15 protein-coding genes are annotated in these 19,015 nt (G+C 71.3%); 2 read left to right on the plus strand and 13 right to left on the minus strand.

Going from position 1 to position 19,015, the window contains the following annotated elements; all coding sequences use genetic code 11:
* Positions 1 to 46: 46 nt before the first annotated feature.
* Positions 47 to 2,521, minus strand: coding sequence for an aminopeptidase N (pepN, locus tag ODJ79_RS43105; RefSeq protein WP_263029520.1), 2,475 nt, complete (start codon positions 2,519 to 2,521; stop codon positions 47 to 49).
* A gap of 217 nt (positions 2,522 to 2,738) precedes the next feature.
* Here pepN and trpS point away from each other — a divergent pair, with 217 nt between their 5' ends.
* The gene (gene trpS / locus ODJ79_RS43110; protein ID WP_263029521.1) at positions 2,739 to 3,707 is read left to right on the plus strand and encodes a tryptophan--tRNA ligase; all 969 of its coding nucleotides are present in this window, start codon (positions 2,739 to 2,741) and stop codon (positions 3,705 to 3,707) included.
* A gap of 4 nt (positions 3,708 to 3,711) precedes the next feature.
* Here the strand turns inward: trpS and ODJ79_RS43115 are convergent, their stop codons facing one another.
* The 11 genes from ODJ79_RS43115 to ODJ79_RS43165 all read right to left on the minus strand — a co-directional run bounded on the left by ODJ79_RS43115 (position 3,712) and on the right by ODJ79_RS43165 (position 16,862).
* Positions 3,712 to 4,233 carry a GNAT family N-acetyltransferase gene (locus ODJ79_RS43115; RefSeq protein WP_263029522.1) on the minus strand — a complete coding sequence of 174 codons (522 nt, stop codon included), beginning with the start codon at positions 4,231 to 4,233 and terminating at the stop codon, positions 3,712 to 3,714.
* A gap of 57 nt (positions 4,234 to 4,290) precedes the next feature.
* Positions 4,291 to 5,802: a GTPase ObgE gene (gene obgE, locus ODJ79_RS43120; RefSeq protein ID WP_263029523.1), complete on the minus strand. Its 1,512-nt coding sequence runs from the start codon at positions 5,800 to 5,802 to the stop codon at positions 4,291 to 4,293.
* A gap of 73 nt (positions 5,803 to 5,875) precedes the next feature.
* Positions 5,876 to 6,133 (minus strand): 50S ribosomal protein L27, encoded by a 258-nt coding sequence (gene rpmA / locus ODJ79_RS43125; RefSeq protein ID WP_263029524.1) that lies wholly within the window; start codon positions 6,131 to 6,133, stop codon positions 5,876 to 5,878.
* A 14-nt stretch (positions 6,134 to 6,147) separates the two neighbouring features.
* Positions 6,148 to 6,462: a 50S ribosomal protein L21 gene (gene rplU / locus ODJ79_RS43130; protein ID WP_263029525.1), complete on the minus strand. Its 315-nt coding sequence runs from the start codon at positions 6,460 to 6,462 to the stop codon at positions 6,148 to 6,150.
* 220 nt (positions 6,463 to 6,682) lie between these two features.
* Positions 6,683 to 7,180 carry a hypothetical protein gene (locus ODJ79_RS43135; protein ID WP_263029526.1) on the minus strand — a complete coding sequence of 166 codons (498 nt, stop codon included), beginning with the start codon at positions 7,178 to 7,180 and terminating at the stop codon, positions 6,683 to 6,685.
* 110 nt (positions 7,181 to 7,290) lie between these two features.
* A complete protein-coding gene (locus tag ODJ79_RS43140; RefSeq protein WP_263029527.1) occupies positions 7,291 to 10,341 on the minus strand; it encodes an Rne/Rng family ribonuclease in 3,051 nt (1,016 codons plus the stop codon).
* 134 nt (positions 10,342 to 10,475) lie between these two features.
* Complete coding sequence (locus ODJ79_RS43145; protein WP_263029528.1) at positions 10,476 to 11,225, minus strand: TIGR03936 family radical SAM-associated protein; 750 nt, start codon at positions 11,223 to 11,225, stop codon at positions 10,476 to 10,478.
* A 30-nt stretch (positions 11,226 to 11,255) separates the two neighbouring features.
* Complete coding sequence (locus ODJ79_RS43150) at positions 11,256 to 13,199, minus strand: TIGR03960 family B12-binding radical SAM protein (protein WP_263029529.1); 1,944 nt, start codon at positions 13,197 to 13,199, stop codon at positions 11,256 to 11,258.
* Positions 13,200 to 13,219: 20 nt separating this feature from the next.
* The gene (locus ODJ79_RS43155) at positions 13,220 to 13,564 is read right to left on the minus strand and encodes an STAS domain-containing protein (protein ID WP_263029530.1); all 345 of its coding nucleotides are present in this window, start codon (positions 13,562 to 13,564) and stop codon (positions 13,220 to 13,222) included.
* The gene (locus tag ODJ79_RS43160; protein ID WP_263029531.1) at positions 13,561 to 16,056 is read right to left on the minus strand and encodes a SpoIIE family protein phosphatase; all 2,496 of its coding nucleotides are present in this window, start codon (positions 16,054 to 16,056) and stop codon (positions 13,561 to 13,563) included. The genes ODJ79_RS43155 and ODJ79_RS43160 overlap by 4 nt, the downstream gene beginning before the upstream one ends.
* An 8-nt stretch (positions 16,057 to 16,064) precedes the next feature.
* The gene (locus ODJ79_RS43165; protein ID WP_263029532.1) at positions 16,065 to 16,862 is read right to left on the minus strand and encodes an alpha/beta fold hydrolase; all 798 of its coding nucleotides are present in this window, start codon (positions 16,860 to 16,862) and stop codon (positions 16,065 to 16,067) included.
* 148 nt (positions 16,863 to 17,010) lie between these two features.
* Between ODJ79_RS43165 and ODJ79_RS43170 the strand changes: the two genes are divergently transcribed.
* Positions 17,011 to 18,237 carry a hypothetical protein gene (locus ODJ79_RS43170; RefSeq protein WP_263029533.1) on the plus strand — a complete coding sequence of 409 codons (1,227 nt, stop codon included), beginning with the start codon at positions 17,011 to 17,013 and terminating at the stop codon, positions 18,235 to 18,237.
* 27 nt (positions 18,238 to 18,264) lie between these two features.
* Here ODJ79_RS43170 and ODJ79_RS43175 read toward each other — a convergent pair whose 3' ends face one another.
* Positions 18,265 to 18,942 carry a lysophospholipid acyltransferase family protein gene (locus ODJ79_RS43175; protein WP_263029534.1) on the minus strand — a complete coding sequence of 226 codons (678 nt, stop codon included), beginning with the start codon at positions 18,940 to 18,942 and terminating at the stop codon, positions 18,265 to 18,267.
* Between the last annotated feature and the right edge of the window lie 73 nt (positions 18,943 to 19,015).

A 19,015-nucleotide genomic window follows, 5' to 3' on the forward strand; every position in this document is an offset into this window, starting at 1 on the left:
AAGCTCAGAAACTGGACAGCAAAGCCCAGGACCGAGCGGCGAAGGCTCAGAACCGCGCGGCGAGCGCCTTGCGCATGTCGTCGTCGATGTCCTGCACGACCCGGTGCAGGAGCGGATCGAGATCGTCGCGGGCCAGCAGCTCGGCGGCGAGCCGCCGGGTCTCCGGGTCCACCACCACTTCCGGGTACGCGAGACCGGCCGTGCGCTCGGCGCTCATCCCGCGGCGGACCCGCATCATCTCCGGCATGTCGGCGAAGTAGCGGGGCACGTACGGCGCCAGCAGGTCTAGCTGCTCGGGGTGCCAGAAGCCGGACGCGGTCATCTCGACCAGCCGGTTGGACAGCTTCACGTCCTCGATGATCGCGCTCCAGGCCGCGGCCTTCGACGAGGCGTCCGGCACCGCGGCCCGGCACCGCGCGGCCCACTGCTCGCCGGTGGCGCTGCGATCCCGCTCGAACTCGGCGTCGATCTCGGCGCGGCCGGCGGCGCCGAGCACCACCAGGCGGTAGAGGATCAGCCAGCGCAGATCGGCATCGACCGCCAGGCCATCCGGTACGCCGGAGCCGGCCAGCCAGCCGCGCAGCCGCGCCACGTCGACGGTCGCGCCGATGAAGCCCCGCGCCGCCGCGAGCTGCCGGGACCCGCCCGGCTCGGAGGCGGCCAGGAGCCGGTCGGCGGCCTGCGCCACCAGCTCGAGCGCGGCCGGCCGGGTCTCCGGGGTGGAGTACCGGTCGACCAGGCTGCGGGTGGCCCGCAGCACGTCCTCGACGATCACCACCTCGCTCTCCACCGGCAGCGCCGCGAGCACCAGCGTGACCAGTTCGGCGACCGCGCGCTCGCCGTCCACCACCGCGTCCAGGGTGGCGGCCCAGAGCACCGCCCGGGCCAGGGAATCGCCGATCAGGGGCAGCATGTTGGGTACCGCCGCGTTCGACGCCTCGTCCAGCCGGATCTTCGCGTAGGTGAGATCCCCGTCGTTCAGAAGCACCAGATCGGCCTTGCCGGAGATCTCGGGGATGTCGGTGGAAGGCGCCGCGGCCACCTCGACCTCGACGAACGAGCGCCGGGAGACCGTACCGCCGGCGCCGTTGTCGTACAGCCCGATCCCGATCTTGTGCGGTCGCAGGGTCGGATGGGCGGCGGGCGCGGTCTGCAGAATCGATACCGACCCGTCCGCGCCGATCGCGGTGCGCAGCGTGTTGACCTGCGGCTGCCGCAACCACACCTCGGCCCAGGCCGACAGATCACGACCGCTGGCCTTGGCCAGCCGCGCGAGCAGGTCGGCGAGCGTCGCATTCCCGTACGCGTGGGCCGCGAAGTGTGCGTTGAGTCCGGCCCGGAACGCCTCGTCCCCCACCCACGCGACCAGCTGCTTGAGGGTCGCTGCCCCCTTCGCGTACGAGATCCCGTCGAAGTTGAGCAGTGCCTCGTCGGTGTCCGCCACCGAGACGGGCGCGACCGGATGGGTCGACGGGTGCTGGTCGGCCCGCAGCCCCCAGGCCTTGCGCTGCATCGCAAACGTCGTCCAGGTGCCCTTGAACCGGGTCGCCTCGGCCGCCACCCGGGTGCCCAGGTACTCGGCGAACGACTCGTTGAGCCACAGGTCGTCCCACCACGCCATGGTCACCAGGTCGCCGAACCACATGTGCGCCATCTCGTGCGCGATCACGTTGGCCCGGCTCTCGCGCTGGCTCTCGGTCACCGCGGAGCGGTAGATCATCTCGTCCCGGAAGATCACCAGGCCCGGGTACTCCATCGCGCCGAAGTTGAACTCGGGCGCGAACGCCTGCTGGTAGTGCCCGAAGGGGTACCGGATGTCGAACATCTCGTGGTACCGGTCCAGGCACTGCTTGGTGATCGTGAAGATCTCCTCGGCCTGCGCGTCGAGGTGCTCGCCGAGCGCCGCCCGCACATACAGCGCCAGCGGGATGCCGTCGTGCGTATCGGTCACGGCGTGGAACGGCCCGGCGAACAATGTGGCCAAATAGGTGGAAATACGCTTTGTCGGCGCGAATTCCCACACATTGGCCGAGTGCGCGACCAACTGGCCGTTCGCGGCCACCGTCCACGACTCGGGCGCGGTGACCGACACCTTGAACGACGCCTTCAGGTCGGGCTGATCGAAGGCCGGCAGCACCCGCCCCGCGTTGTTGATGAACAGGTGCTGGTAGAGGTAGACGTTTCCGTCCGCCGGGTCGACGTACTTGTGCAGCCCTTCGCCGGTGTTCGAGTACCGCATCGTCGCGGTGACCGCGAGCTCGTTGGACGACGCCAGATCGGAGAGATGCAGCCGCCCGGCGGCAACGGCCGACGGCGGCAGCGGGACCCCGTTCAGCGTCATCGACTCGACCGCGACCGGCTCGAACTCCAGGAACGTGGCGGCGCCCGGCCGGGCGTCGAACCGCACCACGGCCCGCGAGCCGAAGGTGTCCCCCTCGCCGGTCACATCGAGGTGTACCTCGTACTCATGGACGTCGACGGTGGCGGCGCGGTCAGCGGCCTCGGCGCGGGTGAGCGGCATGACGACCATCATGCCTGTTTGGTGCGTCCGGACGCCGCCGCCCCGCGGTACTATGCCCCTGTGCGCACCCTGAACCTCAACTGGTGGCTGCCCTGACCGGGCGGCTCACCCACTCGCGCATGACCTCATCCGCGGCCGCCCCTCCGGGCGGCCGTTCTCGCATGTCACGGCCGTGATCCGGCGGGGTGCCCCCACCCCGTACCGGAAGGAACCGGCCATGACCAAGCGACTCACCGGCTTTCAGCCCACCGGCAACCTGCACCTCGGCAACCTGCTCGGCGCCATCCGCCCGCTGGTCGTGGGGCAGGAGCGCGCCACCGAGACGATCGCGATGATCGTCGACCTGCACGCGATGACCATGGAACATGATCCACGGACGCTCCGGGCCTGCACGCTGGAGGTGGCCACGCTGCTGCTGGCCGCCGGCGTCGATCCGAAACGCACCGCGCTGATCGCCCAGTCCCAGATCCCCGAGCACACCGAACTGCACTACCTGCTGGAATGCACGGCCGCGCACGGCGAGGCGGCCCGGATGATCCAGTTCAAGGAGAAGTCCGCCGCGGGTGGGCCGGTGCGGCTGAGCCTGCTCACCTATCCGGTGCTGATGGCGGCCGACATCCTGCTCTACGACGCCCAAGAGGTGCCGGTCGGCGACGATCAAAATCAACACCTCGAGCTCACCCGTACGCTCGCACTCAGGTTCAATGCCCGTTACGGCGAGACCTTCGTGGTGCCGGAGGGGGTCCGTCCCGAGTCGGCCGCGCGGATCATGGATCTCGCCGAGCCCACCCGCAAGATGAGCAAGAGCACGGCCGGCGAGGCGGGGCGGATCGGACTGCTCGACCCGCCCGAGACGATCCGCAAGAAGATCTCACGGGCGGTCACCGACACGGCCGGCGTCGTCCGGCACGATCCGGAGCACCAGCCGGGCATCAGCAACCTGCTGGCCATCCTGGCCGAGTGCACCGGCGAGCGGCCGGGCATCTACCCCAACTACGGCGCCCTCAAGCGCGACGTCACGGAGGCGGTGGACGCGCTGCTCGCGCCGATCCGCAAAGGCCACGCCGAGCTGTCCGAGGACCCCGGCTACGTCCGCGAGGTCCTGGCGGAGGGCAAGACCCGGGTGCGGCCTGCGGCGCTTGCCACCGTACGCCGAGCGCGTGCCGCACTGGGCCTGCTCGATTAGGGCACTACTGGACTAACGGCGCCTGAGCGACTGCACCGGAATGCAGCGAACTGAATGCAGGGCCAGGAGGGCAGGCTAAAGGCGGCTCAGTGAGGCGCTTCTCGAAGCAGACGCTGAAGGGATTGCCCACGTAGGGACCGTAGGCGGGGATCTCGCGATAGCCCGACGACTGGTAGAGCGCAATCGCCGCGGGCAGGTAGTCACCGGCCTCCAGCCGGATGACCGGCCGGCCCGCGGCGAGCGCCTCCTCCTCGATCGCGACGATCAGCTGGCGGGCGATGCCACGGCCACGGAACGCGGGGCGCACGTACATGCGCTTGAGCTCGGCGACCTCGTGCCCCAACGCCTGCCAGGCACCGCACGCCACCGCGCGCCCGTTGATCACCGCGACCAGATACGCAGCGTCATCACGGGGCACGAAGACGGCCCTGCTCGTCCCTTTGTCGAAATCCCGTATCTCCCGCAGCTGGGCCGTGACCAGGGCGGCAAGTTCCGGGTCCAGGGCGGGACGGGATTCGATCAGCACACCGGTGACACTAAGCGAGCACAGTTTCCGGATGGTTGCGCGAAGCTAGACGACGTCCTATTCGCCGGTGTCGTCCTCATCATCGTCGTCCTCGTCGGTGACCAGCACCGGCCGCTGGGAGTTCGCGACGCTGGTGACGGTGCCGTCGGCGGCCATGTGCAGCAGCTCGTCGTCGGAGCGCACCCGGCGCGCCTTGCGGGCGGCGAGCCGCTGGGCCGCGGACGGCCGGTGGTCGTCCTCCTCGAGGCGGGCGTCGGTGCCGCGCGGGCCGGCCACGTACTCCCCGATGTTGGGCTGCCAGTCGAACTCGCGCTCGGCGATCCGCACCGGGTCGCCGGGCTGCGCGCCCTTCTTAGCCAGCGCGGCCTCGACGCCGAGCCGCTCGAGCCGGTCGGCAAGGTAGCCCACCGCCTCGTCGTTGTCGAAGTTCGTCTGCCGGATCCAGCGCTCGACCTTGGTGCCGCGCACCACGAAGACGCCGTCCTCGTCCTGCTCGACGGTGAAGCCGCTCTCGTCGACCGCGCGCGGGCGCACCACGACCCGGGTGGGCTCGGCGGGCGGCGTGGCCAGGCGATGCTCCTCGACGACCGCGGCCAACGCGTACACGAGCTCCTTGAGGCCCTCGCGGGTGACCGCGCTGACCTCGAAGACCCGGTAGCCGCGCGCCTCCAGGTCGGGGCGGACCATCTCGGCGAGGTCCCGGCCGTCCGGGATGTCGATCTTGTTGAGCACCACGAGCCGGGGGCGGTCCTCGAGGCCGCCGTACGCGTCCAGCTCGGCCTCGATCGCGTCCAGGTCGGCCAGCGGGTCCCGCTCGATCTCCGGCGCGGCCGCGTCCAGCACGTGCACCAGCACCGAGGTGCGCTCGATGTGCCGCAGGAACTGCATGCCCAGGCCCTTGCCGGTGGCGGCGCCCGGGATCAGGCCCGGCACGTCGGCCACGGTGAAGGTCTGCTCGCCGGCCTGCACGACGCCCAGGTTGGGCACCAGCGTGGTGAACGGGTAGTCGGCGATCTTCGGCTTGGCCGCGGACATCACCGAGATCAGCGACGACTTGCCGGCCGACGGGAAGCCGACCAGGCCCACGTCGGCCACGCTCTTCAGCTCGAGGACCACCTCGAGCCGGTCGCCGGGCTCGCCGAGCTCGGCGAAGCCGGGCACCTTGCGCCGGGTGTTGGCCAGCGACGCGTTGCCCCGCCCGCCGCGGCCGCCACGGGCCACCTCGAAGCTGGTGCCGGCGCCGATCAGGTCGGCCAGCACCTCGCCGTCGACGGTCTGCACGACCGTGCCGTCGGGCACCTCGAGCACCAGGTCCTTGCCGTTGGCGCCGTCCCGGTTGGCGCCCGCGCCACCGCCGCCGTTGGGTGCCTTGATGTGCGGGTGAAAGTGGAAGTCGAGCAGCGTGTGCTGTTGCGGGTCGACGACCAGCGTGACGCTGCCGCCGTGCCCGCCGTTGCCGCCGTCGGGACCGCCGAGTGGCTTGAACTTCTCCCGGCGCACCGAGACACAGCCGTGCCCGCCGTCACCCGCCTGCAGGTGCAGCACGACCCGGTCGACGAACGTGGTCACTGCTCAACTCTCCTCGAACAAAAACAAAGCGGGCCGCGGACCCCGAGGGTCCGTGGCCCGCTTGTTAAGAAACTTACTCCGCGACCGGGACGATGCTCACGGTCTTGCGGCCGCGGCTCGTACCGAACTGCACGTTGCCGGTGGCCAGCGCGAACAGCGTGTCGTCGCCGCCACGGCCGACGAGGTCGCCCGGGTGGAACTTCGTGCCCCGCTGACGGATCAGGATCTCGCCGGCGTTGACCAGCTGGCCGCCGAACCGCTTGACGCCGAGCCGCTGGGCGGCGGAGTCACGGCCGTTGCGCGAGCTGGACGCACCCTTTTTGTGAGCCATGAGTGATCCGCCCCTTACTTCCCGCTCTTGATGCCGGTCACCTTGACGCGGGTCAGCGGCTGGCGGTGACCCTGGCGCTTGTGGTAGCCGGTCTTGTTCTTGAACTTGTGGATCCGGATCTTCGGACCCTTGGTGTGCTCGGCGATCTCGCCGGACACCGTAACGTTGGCAAGCTTGGCCGCGTCGGTCACCAGGTTGTCACCGTCGACGAGGAGGATCGCGGCGAGCGTCAGTGCATCGCCGGGCGCACCAGCGAGCTTCTCGACCTCGATCACGTCGCCCTCGGCAACCTTGTACTGCTTGCCGCCGGTCTTGACGATCGCGTACATCGGACGCGGACTCCCTGAGACTTACGCAGCGAAGACCGCTGCTTGGCGGATGGTGCTGGTCCCTTGGCCGCTCTCTCACGAGACTTGGCCTTGCCGGAAGGCACGGGAGCACGGCGCGTGAAAAAGCGCCGTCAGCAAGCGTACTTCATACGACGCGCCGATCCCAAACCGGGGCTGTGCTGCCACCGGCGCCCGGCCCTTCGGACGGCCCGGCTCCGGGTCAGCTTCGCCCGCACGCCTTGTCGAGGGTAGCCGTGAGGCCCGCCATCTTCTCGGCGTTGATCTTCGAGACGTCGCCCTTGAACGCCTTGACCTGCTTGCTCATCTGGGTGAGCGCGGATTTGAGCGCCTTGTTGTCGGCGAGGCTGCCCATCCCGGCGAGCGCGGACGAGAAGCTCGACACGTCCTGGTCGATCTTCTGCTGGGCCAGCGCCTCGGCCGCACCACCCTTGCCCCGAGCGTCGATCTGCATCTGCAGGTCGGCGAGGAAGGCCTGGCCGAAGCTCGTGGTGGTCCGCTCGGCCTGCGCGCAGATCGCCTTGGTGTTGCCGGACAGCGCCTTGTCGCCGGCGGCCGCCACGGACGGGTCCACCGACGCCCGCGCCGCGGCCGACCCGGCGGCATTCGGGGTGGGCCCGCCGGCCGTCGCATCGCCGTCGGCCGCGGAGCAGCCGGCAGTCAGCAGGGGAAGAATCAGCAGGGGCGCGAAGCGTCGCACGGGGAGCTCTCCTCGGGGGAAGGATCGATCCCCGCAGGGTAGCGGAGATCGACGCGGCGAGCGGCTTGGCAGTTAAGTTTCTTTACCAAACCGCTCCCGCCGTCGATGTCCTACGGCCGGGTCCGCCGCCGGGCGCCGCCCCGCCGGGAACGACGCCGGCCCGTGCCCGCGCCCACCGGCTCGTCCTCGTCCTCGTCGTCGTCCTCGTCGCCGGCCGCATCGGGGTCGTCCGACCCGGTGAGCCGCAGCGGCTCGGCCGGCTCGGCCGGCGCGACCGGCTCGGCGTGCGACTCGTACCGGGACAGGTCGTAGCCGCTGATGTCGTAGTCGTCGTCCGGGTCCGCGGTGGTCTGCGCCGGCGCACCGGCCGAGACGATCCCCGAGCCGTGCACGTGGACCGGCGGCAGGCCGGCGGTGACCGCCACCGGGTCCTCCACCTCGTGGGTGGTGCCGCTACCGGCGTCTGCGAACCCCGGCACCGCCTGGGCGGTGTCGGCACCGCTGACGGCCGGTGCTTCCGCGGCGGGCGTCGTGCTCTCCGCCCCGCCCCGGCGCCGGCGCGACCGGCTCGAGGCGGCCGGCTGTTGCGGCGCCGGCTGCTCGGTCCGGGTGGCCGCGGCGACCGCCTTCACCTGGCTACCCGCGCCGCCACCGCCGTTGGCCCGCTTCTCCGGCACCGGCTCGGTGTGGATCAGCACGCCCCGGCCCTTGCAGTGGTCACAGGTCTCACTGAACGCCTCGAGCAGGCCCGACCCGATCCGCTTGCGGGTCATCTGCACCAGGCCGAGCGAGGTGATCTCGGTGACCTGGTGCTTGGTCCGGTCCCGGCCCAGGCACTCGGTGAGCCGCCGCAGCACCAGCTCGCGGTTGCTCTCCAGCACCATGTCGATGAAGTCGATCACCACGATGCCGCCGAGGTCGCGCAGCCGCAGCTGGCGCACGATCTCCTCAGCCGCCTCGAGGTTGTTGCGGGTGACCGTCTCCTCGAGGTTGCCGCCGGCGCCGGTGTACTTGCCGGTGTTGACATCGACGACGGTCATCGCCTCGGTCCGGTCGATCACCAGGTGGCCGCCCGAGGGCAGGAACACCTTGCGGTCGAGGCCCTTGAGGATCTGCTCGTCGATCCGCTTGTCGGCGAACAGATCGCCGGCGCCGGTGTACCGGTGCAGACGCTCGACCAGGTCCGGCGACACCGAGTTGAGGTAGTTCTCCACCTCGGCGTACGCCTGGTCGCCCTGCACCACCAGCTCGCGGAAGTCCTCGTTGAAGAGGTCCCGGACCACCCGGATGACCAGGTCGGGCTCCTCGGAGAGCGCGACCGGCGCATGCCCCTCGGCGGACTTGCGCTGGATCTCCTCCCACTGCGCCTGCAGCCGCTTCACGTCCCGGGCCAGCTCGTCCTCGCTGGCGCCCTCGGCCGCGGTCCGCACGATCACGCCGGCGCCGTCCGGCACCAGCTTCTTCAGGACGTCCCGCAGGCGCTTGCGCTCGGTGTCCGGCAGCTTGCGGCTGATCCCGGACGCGTTGCCATTGGGCACGTAGACCAGGTGCCGGCCGGAGAGCGCGATGTGGCTGGACAGCCGGGCGCCCTTGTGCCCGATCGGGTCCTTGGTCACCTGCACCAGCACCGAGTCGCCGGACTTGAGCGCCTGCTCGATCGAGCGGGCGCGCCCCTCCAGCCCGGTGGCGTCCCAGTTGACCTCGCCGGCGTAGAGCACGGCGTTCCGGCCGCGGCCCACATCGACGAACGCCGCCTCCATGCTGGGCAGCACGTTCTGCACCTTGCCCAGGTAGACGTTGCCGACCATGGTGCCCGAGCTGATCCGGGACACGTAGTGCTCGACCAGGATGCCGTCCTCGAGCACGGCGATCTGAATGCGGTCCGGCTTCTGCCGGACGACCATCACCCGATCGACGGCCTCGCGGCGGGCCAGGAACTCCGACTCGCTCAGGATCGGCGGCCGGGTGCGACGCTGCTCACGGCCGTCCCGGCGGCGCTGGCGCTTGGCCTCGAGCCGGGTCGAGCCGGAGACGCCCTGCACCTCATCGGTGCGGCGCGGCTCGCGCACCCGCACGACGGTGTGCACGCCGTCCTCGATGCCGCCGGTCTCGCCGTCGCCACCGGCACCCTTGCGACGGCGGCGACGCCGGCGCCGGGTGACGCCGTCGCCCTCGTCGCCCTCGTCGTCGCCGTCCTCGGCGTCGCCCTCGGACTCGACGGAGGACTCGGCGCCGTCCTCGATCTCGGCCGCCTCGTCGTCGGCGGTGCCCTTGCCCCGGCCACGGCCGCGGCGGCCCCGGCGACGGCGGCGCCGGCTCGAGCCGTACTCGTCGTCCGACTCGTCGTCGAGGCCCTCCTCGACCTCGTCGGGCTCGTCCACCTCGTCGACGATCTCACCGGCCTCGGGGATCACGGTGATCTCGGCCGGCTCCTCGGCGGCCGCGCCCCGGCGACGGCGCCGGCTGCGGCGGGAGCCCTCGGCGGGCTCCTCGACCGGAATCTCGGCGACCGCCGCTTCGGTTTCCGTCACCTCGGGCTCGGCGGGAGCCTGGGCGGCGGGCGCGGCGGCGGAGCCCCGGCGCGAACGCCGGCCGGCGGGCGCGGGCTCGGCCTCGGTCGGGTCCGGCGGCATGAACAGCACGGCGGGGGGCAGCGCGGCGCGACGGGAACGCCGCCTCGGCTGCTCCTCGACGAAGTCGTCGTCGAGCGGGAGCACCCCGATGATCGGGGTCTCGACCGGCTCGTCCTCGGCCGGGGCCTCGGTCACCGGCTCCTCGGCCACGGGCTCCTCGACCGCCGGCTCCTCTCCGGTGATCAGCGGCTCGACCGCGACGACCGGCTCGGTGGCGGCCGGGGCGGCCTTTTTCCGGCGAGCCCGGGTCGCCTTGGCCGGGGGCGCGGCCTCGGCGGCCGACTCCTCGGCGGACGCCGGCTCCTCGGGCGCCGGCGCCGCGGCCTTTTTGCGGCTCCGGGTGGCTTTCACCGGTTTGACCGGCGGCGCACCGTCGGCCGGATCGGTCTCGGCAGCCGGCGAGGCCGCCTTGCGGGCCCGGGTGCGGCGCACAGGGGCAGTAGGGGTGGTAGGGGTGCTATCGGCGGTCTCGGCGGGCGGCGTGACCGCCTCGCTCGATTCACCGCCCGTTGGCTCGTTATCGAGCATGGGCGCTCTCCAGTTCTGGCGGCCCCGGGCGCGTGTGAGCGCTGCCACGCAGGGCTGCCGCAAGTGTTTCGGTCCCGGCCGGGTTAGCGGACGGGCGGCCGAAGTCTGCCGATCGGGCGCCGGCTGTGATCCAGCTAGCGCCCACCGATGGCGGCGCGATCCGCGTCCAACGGATCGACGATCTCCCCCTGCGCGGTGAGCGTGCCCTGGGCCAGCCGGGTCACCCGTGGGGGCACCGGCGGCTCCAAGTCGGCTACGACACGCAGGCCGGAAAGGACGTCATCGGGTCGCACGGCGGGCGTTACCTGTCGTACGACAAGGTCGATTATCGCACACGGCGCCGCGAACGCCCCGGAAGGGAGGTCGGACTGCTCGGCCACTGCGATGTGGGTCACCGCCGCCCTCGCGTCGAACGTCCGGCGGCCCTGCTTGGTGATCCGCTCGACCAGGACCTCATCGGCGTCCAGGAAGCGCTTCACCGCGGCCGCCGCCACCGCCGGGTCGACCGAGGGCAGCTCCACCCGCCATCGGGAGGCATCGATCCGGTCGGCGAGGCTGCCGTCCCCAGCCGGCACCGCTTCCAGCACGTCCAGCCCTGGTGAGAGCGCCGCGTCCAGCGCCAGCAGCAGCTGCGCCGGGTCGACCTCGGCCTGCAGGCCGATCTCCAGGTACTCCGCCTCGCTGCCGACGCCGGTGGGTGCGGCGCTGGCGTACGAAATCTTCGGGTGTGGGGTGAAGCCCTGCGAGAAGGCGATCGGCACCGCCGCCCGCCGCAGCGCCCGCTCGAAGGCGCGGGCGAAGTCCCGATGTGACGTGAAACGCAGTGGGCCGCGCTTGGCGTACCGGATCCGGATCCGCTGGACGACCGGTGCCTGGCCGCCCACCGGTTGGTTCTTGGGGGGAATCTTGAGCTCCTAAGCGGGAATCCGCAGGTTGTTTATGGGGGTCAGGGGCAGCAGCTTCCGGCCGGTCGGGCCGATCTGGATCTCGGTGTCCATCGAGGGGCAGACCCCGCAGTCGAAGCACGGCGTCCAGCGGCAGTCGTCCTGCTCGTACTCGCTCAGCGAGTCCTGCCAGTCCTGCCACAGCCAGTCCTTGTCGAGGCCCGAGTCGAGGTGGTCCCAGGGGAGCACCTCGGCCTGGTCGCGCTCGCGGGTGGTGAACCAGTCGAGGTCGACGCCGAAGCCGGGCAGCACCTCGGCGGCCGCGTCGATCCAGCGGGCGTACGAGAAATGCTCGCTCCACCCGTCGAAACGTCCGCCTTTTTCCCAGACGCGCCGGATGACTGCCCCGACGCGTCGATCGCCCCGGGACAGCAGGCCTTCGATCAGCGACGGCTCGCCGTCGTGGTAGCGGTACCCGATCGCCCGGCCGAGCGAGCGATCACTGTTGATCACGTCCTTGAGCATCTTGAGCCGGGCGTCGATCACCTCGGGCCGCGCCATCGGCGCCCACTGGAACGGGGTGTGCGGCTTGGGCACGAACCCGCCGATCGACACCGTGCAGCGGATGTCCTTGGTGCCGGCGGCCGCGCGGCCCGCCTTGATCACCTCGTGCGCCATCCGGCCGATCTGCGCCACGTCGTCGTCGGTCTCGGTGGGCAGGCCGCACATGAAGTACAGCTTCACCTGCCGCCAGCCGTTCGAGTACGCCGTGACGACCGTCCGGATCAGGTCTTCCTCGGTCACCATCTTGTTGATGACCTTGCGGATGCGCTCCGAGCCGCCCTCCGGCGCGAAGGTCAGGCCGGTCCGCCGGCCGTTCCGGGACAGCTCCTGGGCCAGGTCGATGTTGAACGCGTCCACCCGGGTCGACGGCAGCGACAGCGAGACGTTGGTGCCCTCGTACTGCTCGGCCAGGCCGGAGCACATGTCGCCGATCTCGGAGTGGTCGGCGCTGGACAGCGAGAGCAGGCCGACCTCGGAAAAGCCGGAGAACTCCAGCCCCTCCTTGACCATCTGCCCCACCGTGGTGATCGACCGCTCCCGGACCGGGCGGGTGATCATGCCGGCCTGGCAGAACCGGCAGCCTCGGGTGCAGCCCCGGAAGATCTCCACCGCGTACCGCTCGTGGACCGTCTCGGCGAGCGGCACCAGGGGCTTCTTCGGGTACGGCCAGGCGTCGAGATCCATCGTCGTGCGCTTGGCGACCCGGAACGGGACGTCCGGGCGGTTGGGCACGACCCGCTGGATGCGGCCGTCGGGCAGGTAGTCGACGTCGTAGAAGCGGGGGACGTAGACGCTCTCGGTGCGGGCCAGCCGCAGCAGCAGCTCGTCCCGCCCGCCGGGCCGGCCCTCGGCCTTCCACTCCCGGATGATCCCGGTGATCTCGAGAACCGCCTCCTCCCCGTCGCCGAGCACGGCGGCGTCCAGGAAGTCGGCGATCGGCTCGGGGTTGAAGCTGGCGTGCCCGCCGGCCAGGACGATCGGGTCCTCGTCGCCGCGGTCCTTGCTCTCCAGCGGAATGCCGGCGAGGTCGAGCGCGGTGAACAGGTTGGTGTAGCCGAGCTCGGTGGAGAAGGACACGCCGAGCACGTCGAAGTCGCGGACCGGGCGGTGCGCGTCGACCGTGAACTGCGGGACGCCGTGCTCGCGCATCAGCGCCTCGAGGTCGGGCCAGACCGCGTACGTCCGCTCGGCGAGCACGTCCGGCTGCTCGTTGAGCACCTCGTACAGGATCTGGACACCCTGGTTGGGCAGGCCGACCTCGTACGCGTCGGGATACATCAGCGCCCAGCGAACCGTGCTGGCGTCCCAGTCCTTGACGACCGCGCCGAGCTCGCCACCGACGTACTGGATGGGCTTGCTGATCAGCGGCAACAACTGCTCGAGCTGCGGGAAGACGGAACGTGCACTCATGGGAGTCCAGGGTACGCGGACTATCCCCGCAACTCCGCCGCGGCCCGGTCCAGGTCGGTTGCGAGAACATCCTCGCGAAACGCGCAAAGCTGGAGCGTCATCCGGGCCGGGCCGCGCTCGCCCACCACCAGCCGGGTGCTCTTGCCCCGCGCCGCGAGATCGCCGACGAGCGCGTCGAGCAGCCGCACCCCGGCGCTGTCCAGGAATGAGACCGTGGTGAGGTCGATCAGCACCTTCCCGGCCTCGCGGATCCGGCCGACGATCGCCTTGCCGATCTCGCCCGAGTTGGCCAGGTCGATCTCCCCGGTCAGGCTGACCAGCTCGGCGTCGCCGAAGGTGGAGAACTTAACCCATTGATCGGTCATAAGGCCTCCCGGGCACGGCGCATGGTGACGACGGTGCCGTCCCCGCGCTCGACGAGCACCTGGTCCATCGACTCGCGGATCAACTGCAGGCCGCGCCCGCGGGACTGGTCGGTCATCGGGCCGCGCCAGGTGCCGCGATCGGTGACCTTGACCTCCACCGCGTCGTCGGTCACCGTGGCGACCACGTCGATCATGCCGAACGGGTCGTCCCGGTAGCCGTGCTCGATCGAGTTGGCCACCGCCTCCGAGCAGGCCAGCAGCACCGCGTCCCGGGTGTCCGGCTCGACCCCCTGGGTGATCAGCCACGCCCGCAGGTCGGCGCGCAGCAGCGCGATCTGCATCCGGTCGGCGCCGATGGTCCGCTCGATCCGCTCCTCGGTGCCGAGCGACACGCAGAGCAGGCAGACGTCGTCGGCGTGGTCGCGGCCGACGAGGGTGTCGGCCAGCCCCGCGGTCAGGCCCTGCAGCGGCGCGCCCCGGCGCCGGCCGAACTCCCGGGCCAGCAGCTCGAAGCCCTTGTCGATCGACCGGCTGCGGCGCTCGATCAGGCCGTCGGTGTAGAGCAGCAGGCGGCTGCCGGCCGGGAGCCGGCGGGAATGCTGGGTGCGGCGCAGGTCACCGGCCCGCGAGCCGAGCGCCGCCGACCGGGCCTCGAACAGATATTCCGGCGAGCCGGCCGGCTCCTGCAGCAGCGGCGGGACGTGGCCCGCGGAGGCGTACGTGAGATCGCCGGTCACCAGGTCGATCTCGGCGTAGGCCACGGTCGCCATCCGGGCCGACTCGACCCGGTCGACGAACCGGTCCAGCCCCGCGAGCAGCCGGGCCGGCCCGACGTCGTCGCCGGAGAGCGCCCGGATCGCGCTGCGCAGCTGCCCCATCGTGGTGGCCGCGTCGATGCCCCGGCCGACCACGTCGCCGACCACCACGGCCATCCGGTCCCTGTTGATCAGGAACGAGTCGAACCAGTCGCCGCCGACCTCGAGGTCCTGCCCGGCGGCCTGGTAGTGGCTCTCCACCGTGAATCGCGCGTCACCGCCCGGCATGTCCGCGGCCAGCAGGCTGCGCTGCAGCGTACGGGCGATCTGCCGCTCCTGCTCGTAGAGCCGGGCGTTCTCCAGCGCCAGCCCGGACCGGTCGGCCAGCTCGATGAGGAAGGCCCGCTCGGCGTCGTCGCCGCGCTCGAGCGTCATGCGCAGCGACAGCGTGCCGAGCACCCGGCCGCGGGCGGTCAGCGGCAGCACCGCGCACCCCAGCTTCTCGTCCGGCATCGGGAAGATCGGCTCGCCGGACGCGATCACCCGGGCCAGCGCGTGCGCGAGCAGGTCGGCGTCCGGGGCCGCGGCGCCCTTCTCCTCCAGCACGCCGGTCGGGCCGATGGAAAGCCGCACCGACGCCCAGTCGGCGATCTCCGGCACCATCCGGTCGACCAGGCAGCGCGAGCGGGGCAGCAGGCGGGGCCGCTCGTCGAGCACCCGGGTGGTCTCGGCCAGGAAGGTGACCCGCTCCTCGCGGCGACGGGCCTCGTCGTACAGCCGGGCCCGGTCGAGGGCCTGGCCGGCCTGCTGGCCCAGCAGCCGCACCACGCGCAGCTCGGCGTCGCCGAGCTTGCGCTCGCCGGTGAAGCTGAACGCCAGCACGCCGAGCGTCTCGGCGCCGCCGGGCTCCTCGGCCGGGCCGGTGGTCAGCGGGAGCAGCACCACCGTGGTGCGACCCGAGCGGCGCATGCTGTCGACCATGTCGGGGAAGTGCTGCTTGGCCTCGGTGAGCGAGCCGACCACGTGCAGGTCGCCGCGCTCGGCCACCCGGGCCACCGCCCGCGGCGAGGTGACCGGCATGTCGTCCCAGTCGCCGGTGGTGGGATCGGTCGAGGCGACCGCGATGATCGTCTCGCGCTCCGGGTCGAGCAGGTAGATGCTGCTGCTCGCGGCGCCGAAGGCCAGCTCGGGGGCGCGGACCACCGCCTCGGCGACCTCGGCCTCGGTGGGCGCCGCGGACAGGTCGGCGACCACCTGCTGGAGCACCCGGATGCGGTGCTCCGAGTCCTCCGCGCGCCGGCAGGCCTCCAGCAGCTCCCTCTCGTACCCGCGTCGCGCGGTCGCGTCGAAGATCGTGGTGCGGATGGCCCGCGGCTGCCGTTCGGGGTCGCGGGCCAGCAGCGAGTTGACGAGGGTGGGCAGCGTCCGGCCGTCCGCGCAGACCACGTCGAAGGCGAGCTCGTGCACCTCGTCCTGCATCCGCAGCAGCGGCGCGTAGTGGGTCTCGTGGTAGATCTGCCCGCCGGAGGAGAGCAGGTCGCGGAAGCGCCGATGGCCGACCAGATCGGCGCGCTTGTATCCGGTCCAGGTCAGGAAGGTCTGGTTGACCTTCACGATGGTGCCGTCGGGAAGCGTCGTCAGATACCCGCACGGCGCATGCTCGTACAGGTCATCCGGGTCCTCGTCCCAGGGCAGCCGCAACTCCTGTGTCACGTCCGGGCCACCAGAGTCACTCACGATCCGCTCTACAACCAGGCCTTGATCGCGTCGATGGTTTCCTCCGGCGCACTGAGATTGGGACAGTGGCCGGTCGCGTTCATGCGCACCAGCGTGCTGCCTGCGGTGTGCTTGTGAACGTAGTCGCCGACCGAGGCCGGCGCGATCATGTCGTCGGAGCACTGCAGGATCAGCGCCGGCACCCGCAGCTCGAGCAGGTCGTCGCGGTTGTCCGAGAGGAACGTGACCCGCGCGAACTTCTTGGCGATCTCCGGGTCGGTGCGGCAGAAGCTGTTGGTGAGATCCTCGCCCAGCTCCGGCCGGTCGGCGTTACCCATGATCACCGGGGCCATCTCGCTGGACCAGCCCAGATAGTTGGCATCAAGGGAGTCCAGCAGCGACTCGATGTCGGCCCGGGCGAAGCCGCCGACGTAGCTGTCGCCGGGCTCGTCGATATACCGCGGGGAGGGGCCGACGAGGATCAGCTTGGCGAAGCGCTCGGGCTCCTTGACCGCGGCGAGCACGCCGATCATGGCGCTCACCGAGTGGCCGACGAAGACCACGTCCCACAGGTCGTGCTCGTGCAGGATCTCGAGGATGTCGTCGGCGTAGCCGTCGAGTGTGGAGTAACGGGCGTCGTCGTATGCGGACAAGTCGGACTTGCCATTGCCGACGTGGTCGAACAGGACGAGCCGATACGTGTCCGCGAACGCGGGAGTGATCAGGCGCCACATGTTCTGGTCACAGCCGTACCCATGAGCGAACATCATCGGCTGACCGAGATCGTTCCCGGTCAACGTGACGGCGTTTCTCCGTGTCGTTCTCATGTCTCGGCCACCATACGACTCCATTGTGTCCCGCACATCGCCCACTCTGTCCGGCATTTGCGCCCGGAGTCCGATCCGGCACTGGTCGTGGCCCCTGGCGCTACGGCTCTAACCTGGCGGAAGAGCAGGCAGCGAAGGAGATCCACCGATGGTCGACCCCAAGCCGGGCGACAAGCTTCCTGATCCGACCCGGGTCGAGGGCGGCGAGGAGCCCTCGACGGCGGACGCACCGTCGCGCTGGAGCGCGGCGGCCGCGGTGCCGCCGCCCGTGCCGAAGAAGTCGTGGTGGTCGCGGCTGCGGCCGGAGGTGGACGAGCGGACCGCGGTGCCGGCCGTCGATCCCTGGGCCGGTCAGGACACCCCGGTCGACCCGATCCCGGTCGCGGTTCCGATCGAGAAAACCAAGATCGACGCGCCGCACCGGACGGCGGTCGAGCCACCGGCCTCCGCGCCACCGCCGCCCCACGCCTCGCCGTCCCCCGCCTCCGCGCCACCGACCCGCGCCCCGCAGTCTCCGGCCTCCGCGCCACCGCCGCCGCACGGCCCGCAGCCGCCGGCCTCCGCGCCGCCGACCCGCGCGCCGCAGCCTCCGGCCCCGCAGCCTCCGGCCCCGCAGCCGGCGGCGCCTCAGCCCGCGGTTCCGCTGCCCACGGCACCCGCCAAGCTCAGCCGGCGCCAGCGAAGGGAACGGGCCAGAGCCGCCGCCGCCCGGCCGCAGGCGAACCGGCTGCCGGTGCAGACCCGCCCGGCGGCGCCGCCACCGCCACCCCCGTGGGCCACCCCGCAGCAGCCGCAGCGCCCGTTGCCGCCGCCGCGAAGGAAGCGCCGCGGCCGCCGCCTCTTCCTCTTCGCCACCCTGGGCGTGCTGTGCTGCTGCGGCCTGCCGTTCGCCTACTTCCAGTTCCCCGCGGCCCGGCAATATCCGGTGAGCGCGGTTCTCCCGACCGACTTCTCCGACCTGAGCCTGCGCGACGACAACGCGAGCAAGCGCGCCGCCGACCGCCTCGCCCAGGCCCTGAAGGCGGCCGACTCCAAGGACGGCAAGCCGTTCGCCGGCGTCTACGGCGACAGCCGCGGCAAGCGGGTCACGATCTTCGGCGTGACCGGCTGGAGATTCACCCCGAAGAGTGACGTGCGGGCCCAGCTGAATCGCCTCGCCGACGACTTCGGCCTCACCGGCGTCCAGTCGTTCGACCTCGGTGAGGCCGGGGCGTACGAAAGTTGCGGCGTCGGCCGGGCGAACGGGGCCGCGGTGGTGGTCTGCGCCTGGGCCGACCACGGCAGCATGGCCACCGTGCTGCTGACCCGCCGCCGGATCGACGAAAGCGCCGACCTGGTCGGCCGGCTGCGCTCGGCGGTGCTTACCCCGGGCTGACCGGCTGCGCCCGGGGCGAAGCGGCGTCTACTGCGGGTCGGCCTTCTTCGCCGGGGCGTAGCGGGGCACGTACTCCTGGCCGGTCAGCTTTTGAATCTCGGCCATCACCTCGTCGGTGAGGGCGCGCAGCGAGGTGCGGTCGTCGGCCCGCCCGGTCACGTCGATCGGCTTGCCAATCTTGACGATCGGCCTGCCGCGGAACGGCAGCGGGTACGGCTGGCCGATCGGCTGCACCTTCTCGGTGCCGAGCGTGCCGACCGGGATGATCGGGACACCGGCGGCGACGGCGAGCCGGGCCACGCCCGTCCGCCCGCGGTAGAGCCGGCCGTCGGGCGAGCGGGTGCCCTCGGGGTAGACCACCACCATGTCGCCGGCCTTCAGCACCGGGATGGCGCTGTCGAACGCGGCCAGCGCATCTCGCCCGCCGGCCCGTTGAACCCGGATGGCGCCCAATCCGTTCATAAGGTTGCGGTTGAACCAGCCGCTGAAGCCGGTCCCGTCGAAGTAGTCGGACTTGGCCCAGAAGGCCAGGTGCCGGGGCACGACCGCGCCGATGAAGAGCTCGTCGGCGACCGAAAGGTGGTTGCCCGCGAAGATCGCGCCGCCGGTCCTGGGTACGTACTCCAGGCCCTCGACGTGCGGCCGCCAGCCGACCTTCAGCAGGTTGCCGACAGTGAGTTTGCCGATCGAGTAGAGCAGCGGCAACGCGGGTTCCTCCGGGGATGGGTCGTGCGCAGAAAATTGGGGGTTGGCACGCTGAGATTATCGGACCGCAGGC

It is taken from the genome of Actinoplanes sp. KI2 (assembly GCF_025630775.1).
Classification (GTDB): domain Bacteria; phylum Actinomycetota; class Actinomycetes; order Mycobacteriales; family Micromonosporaceae; genus Actinoplanes.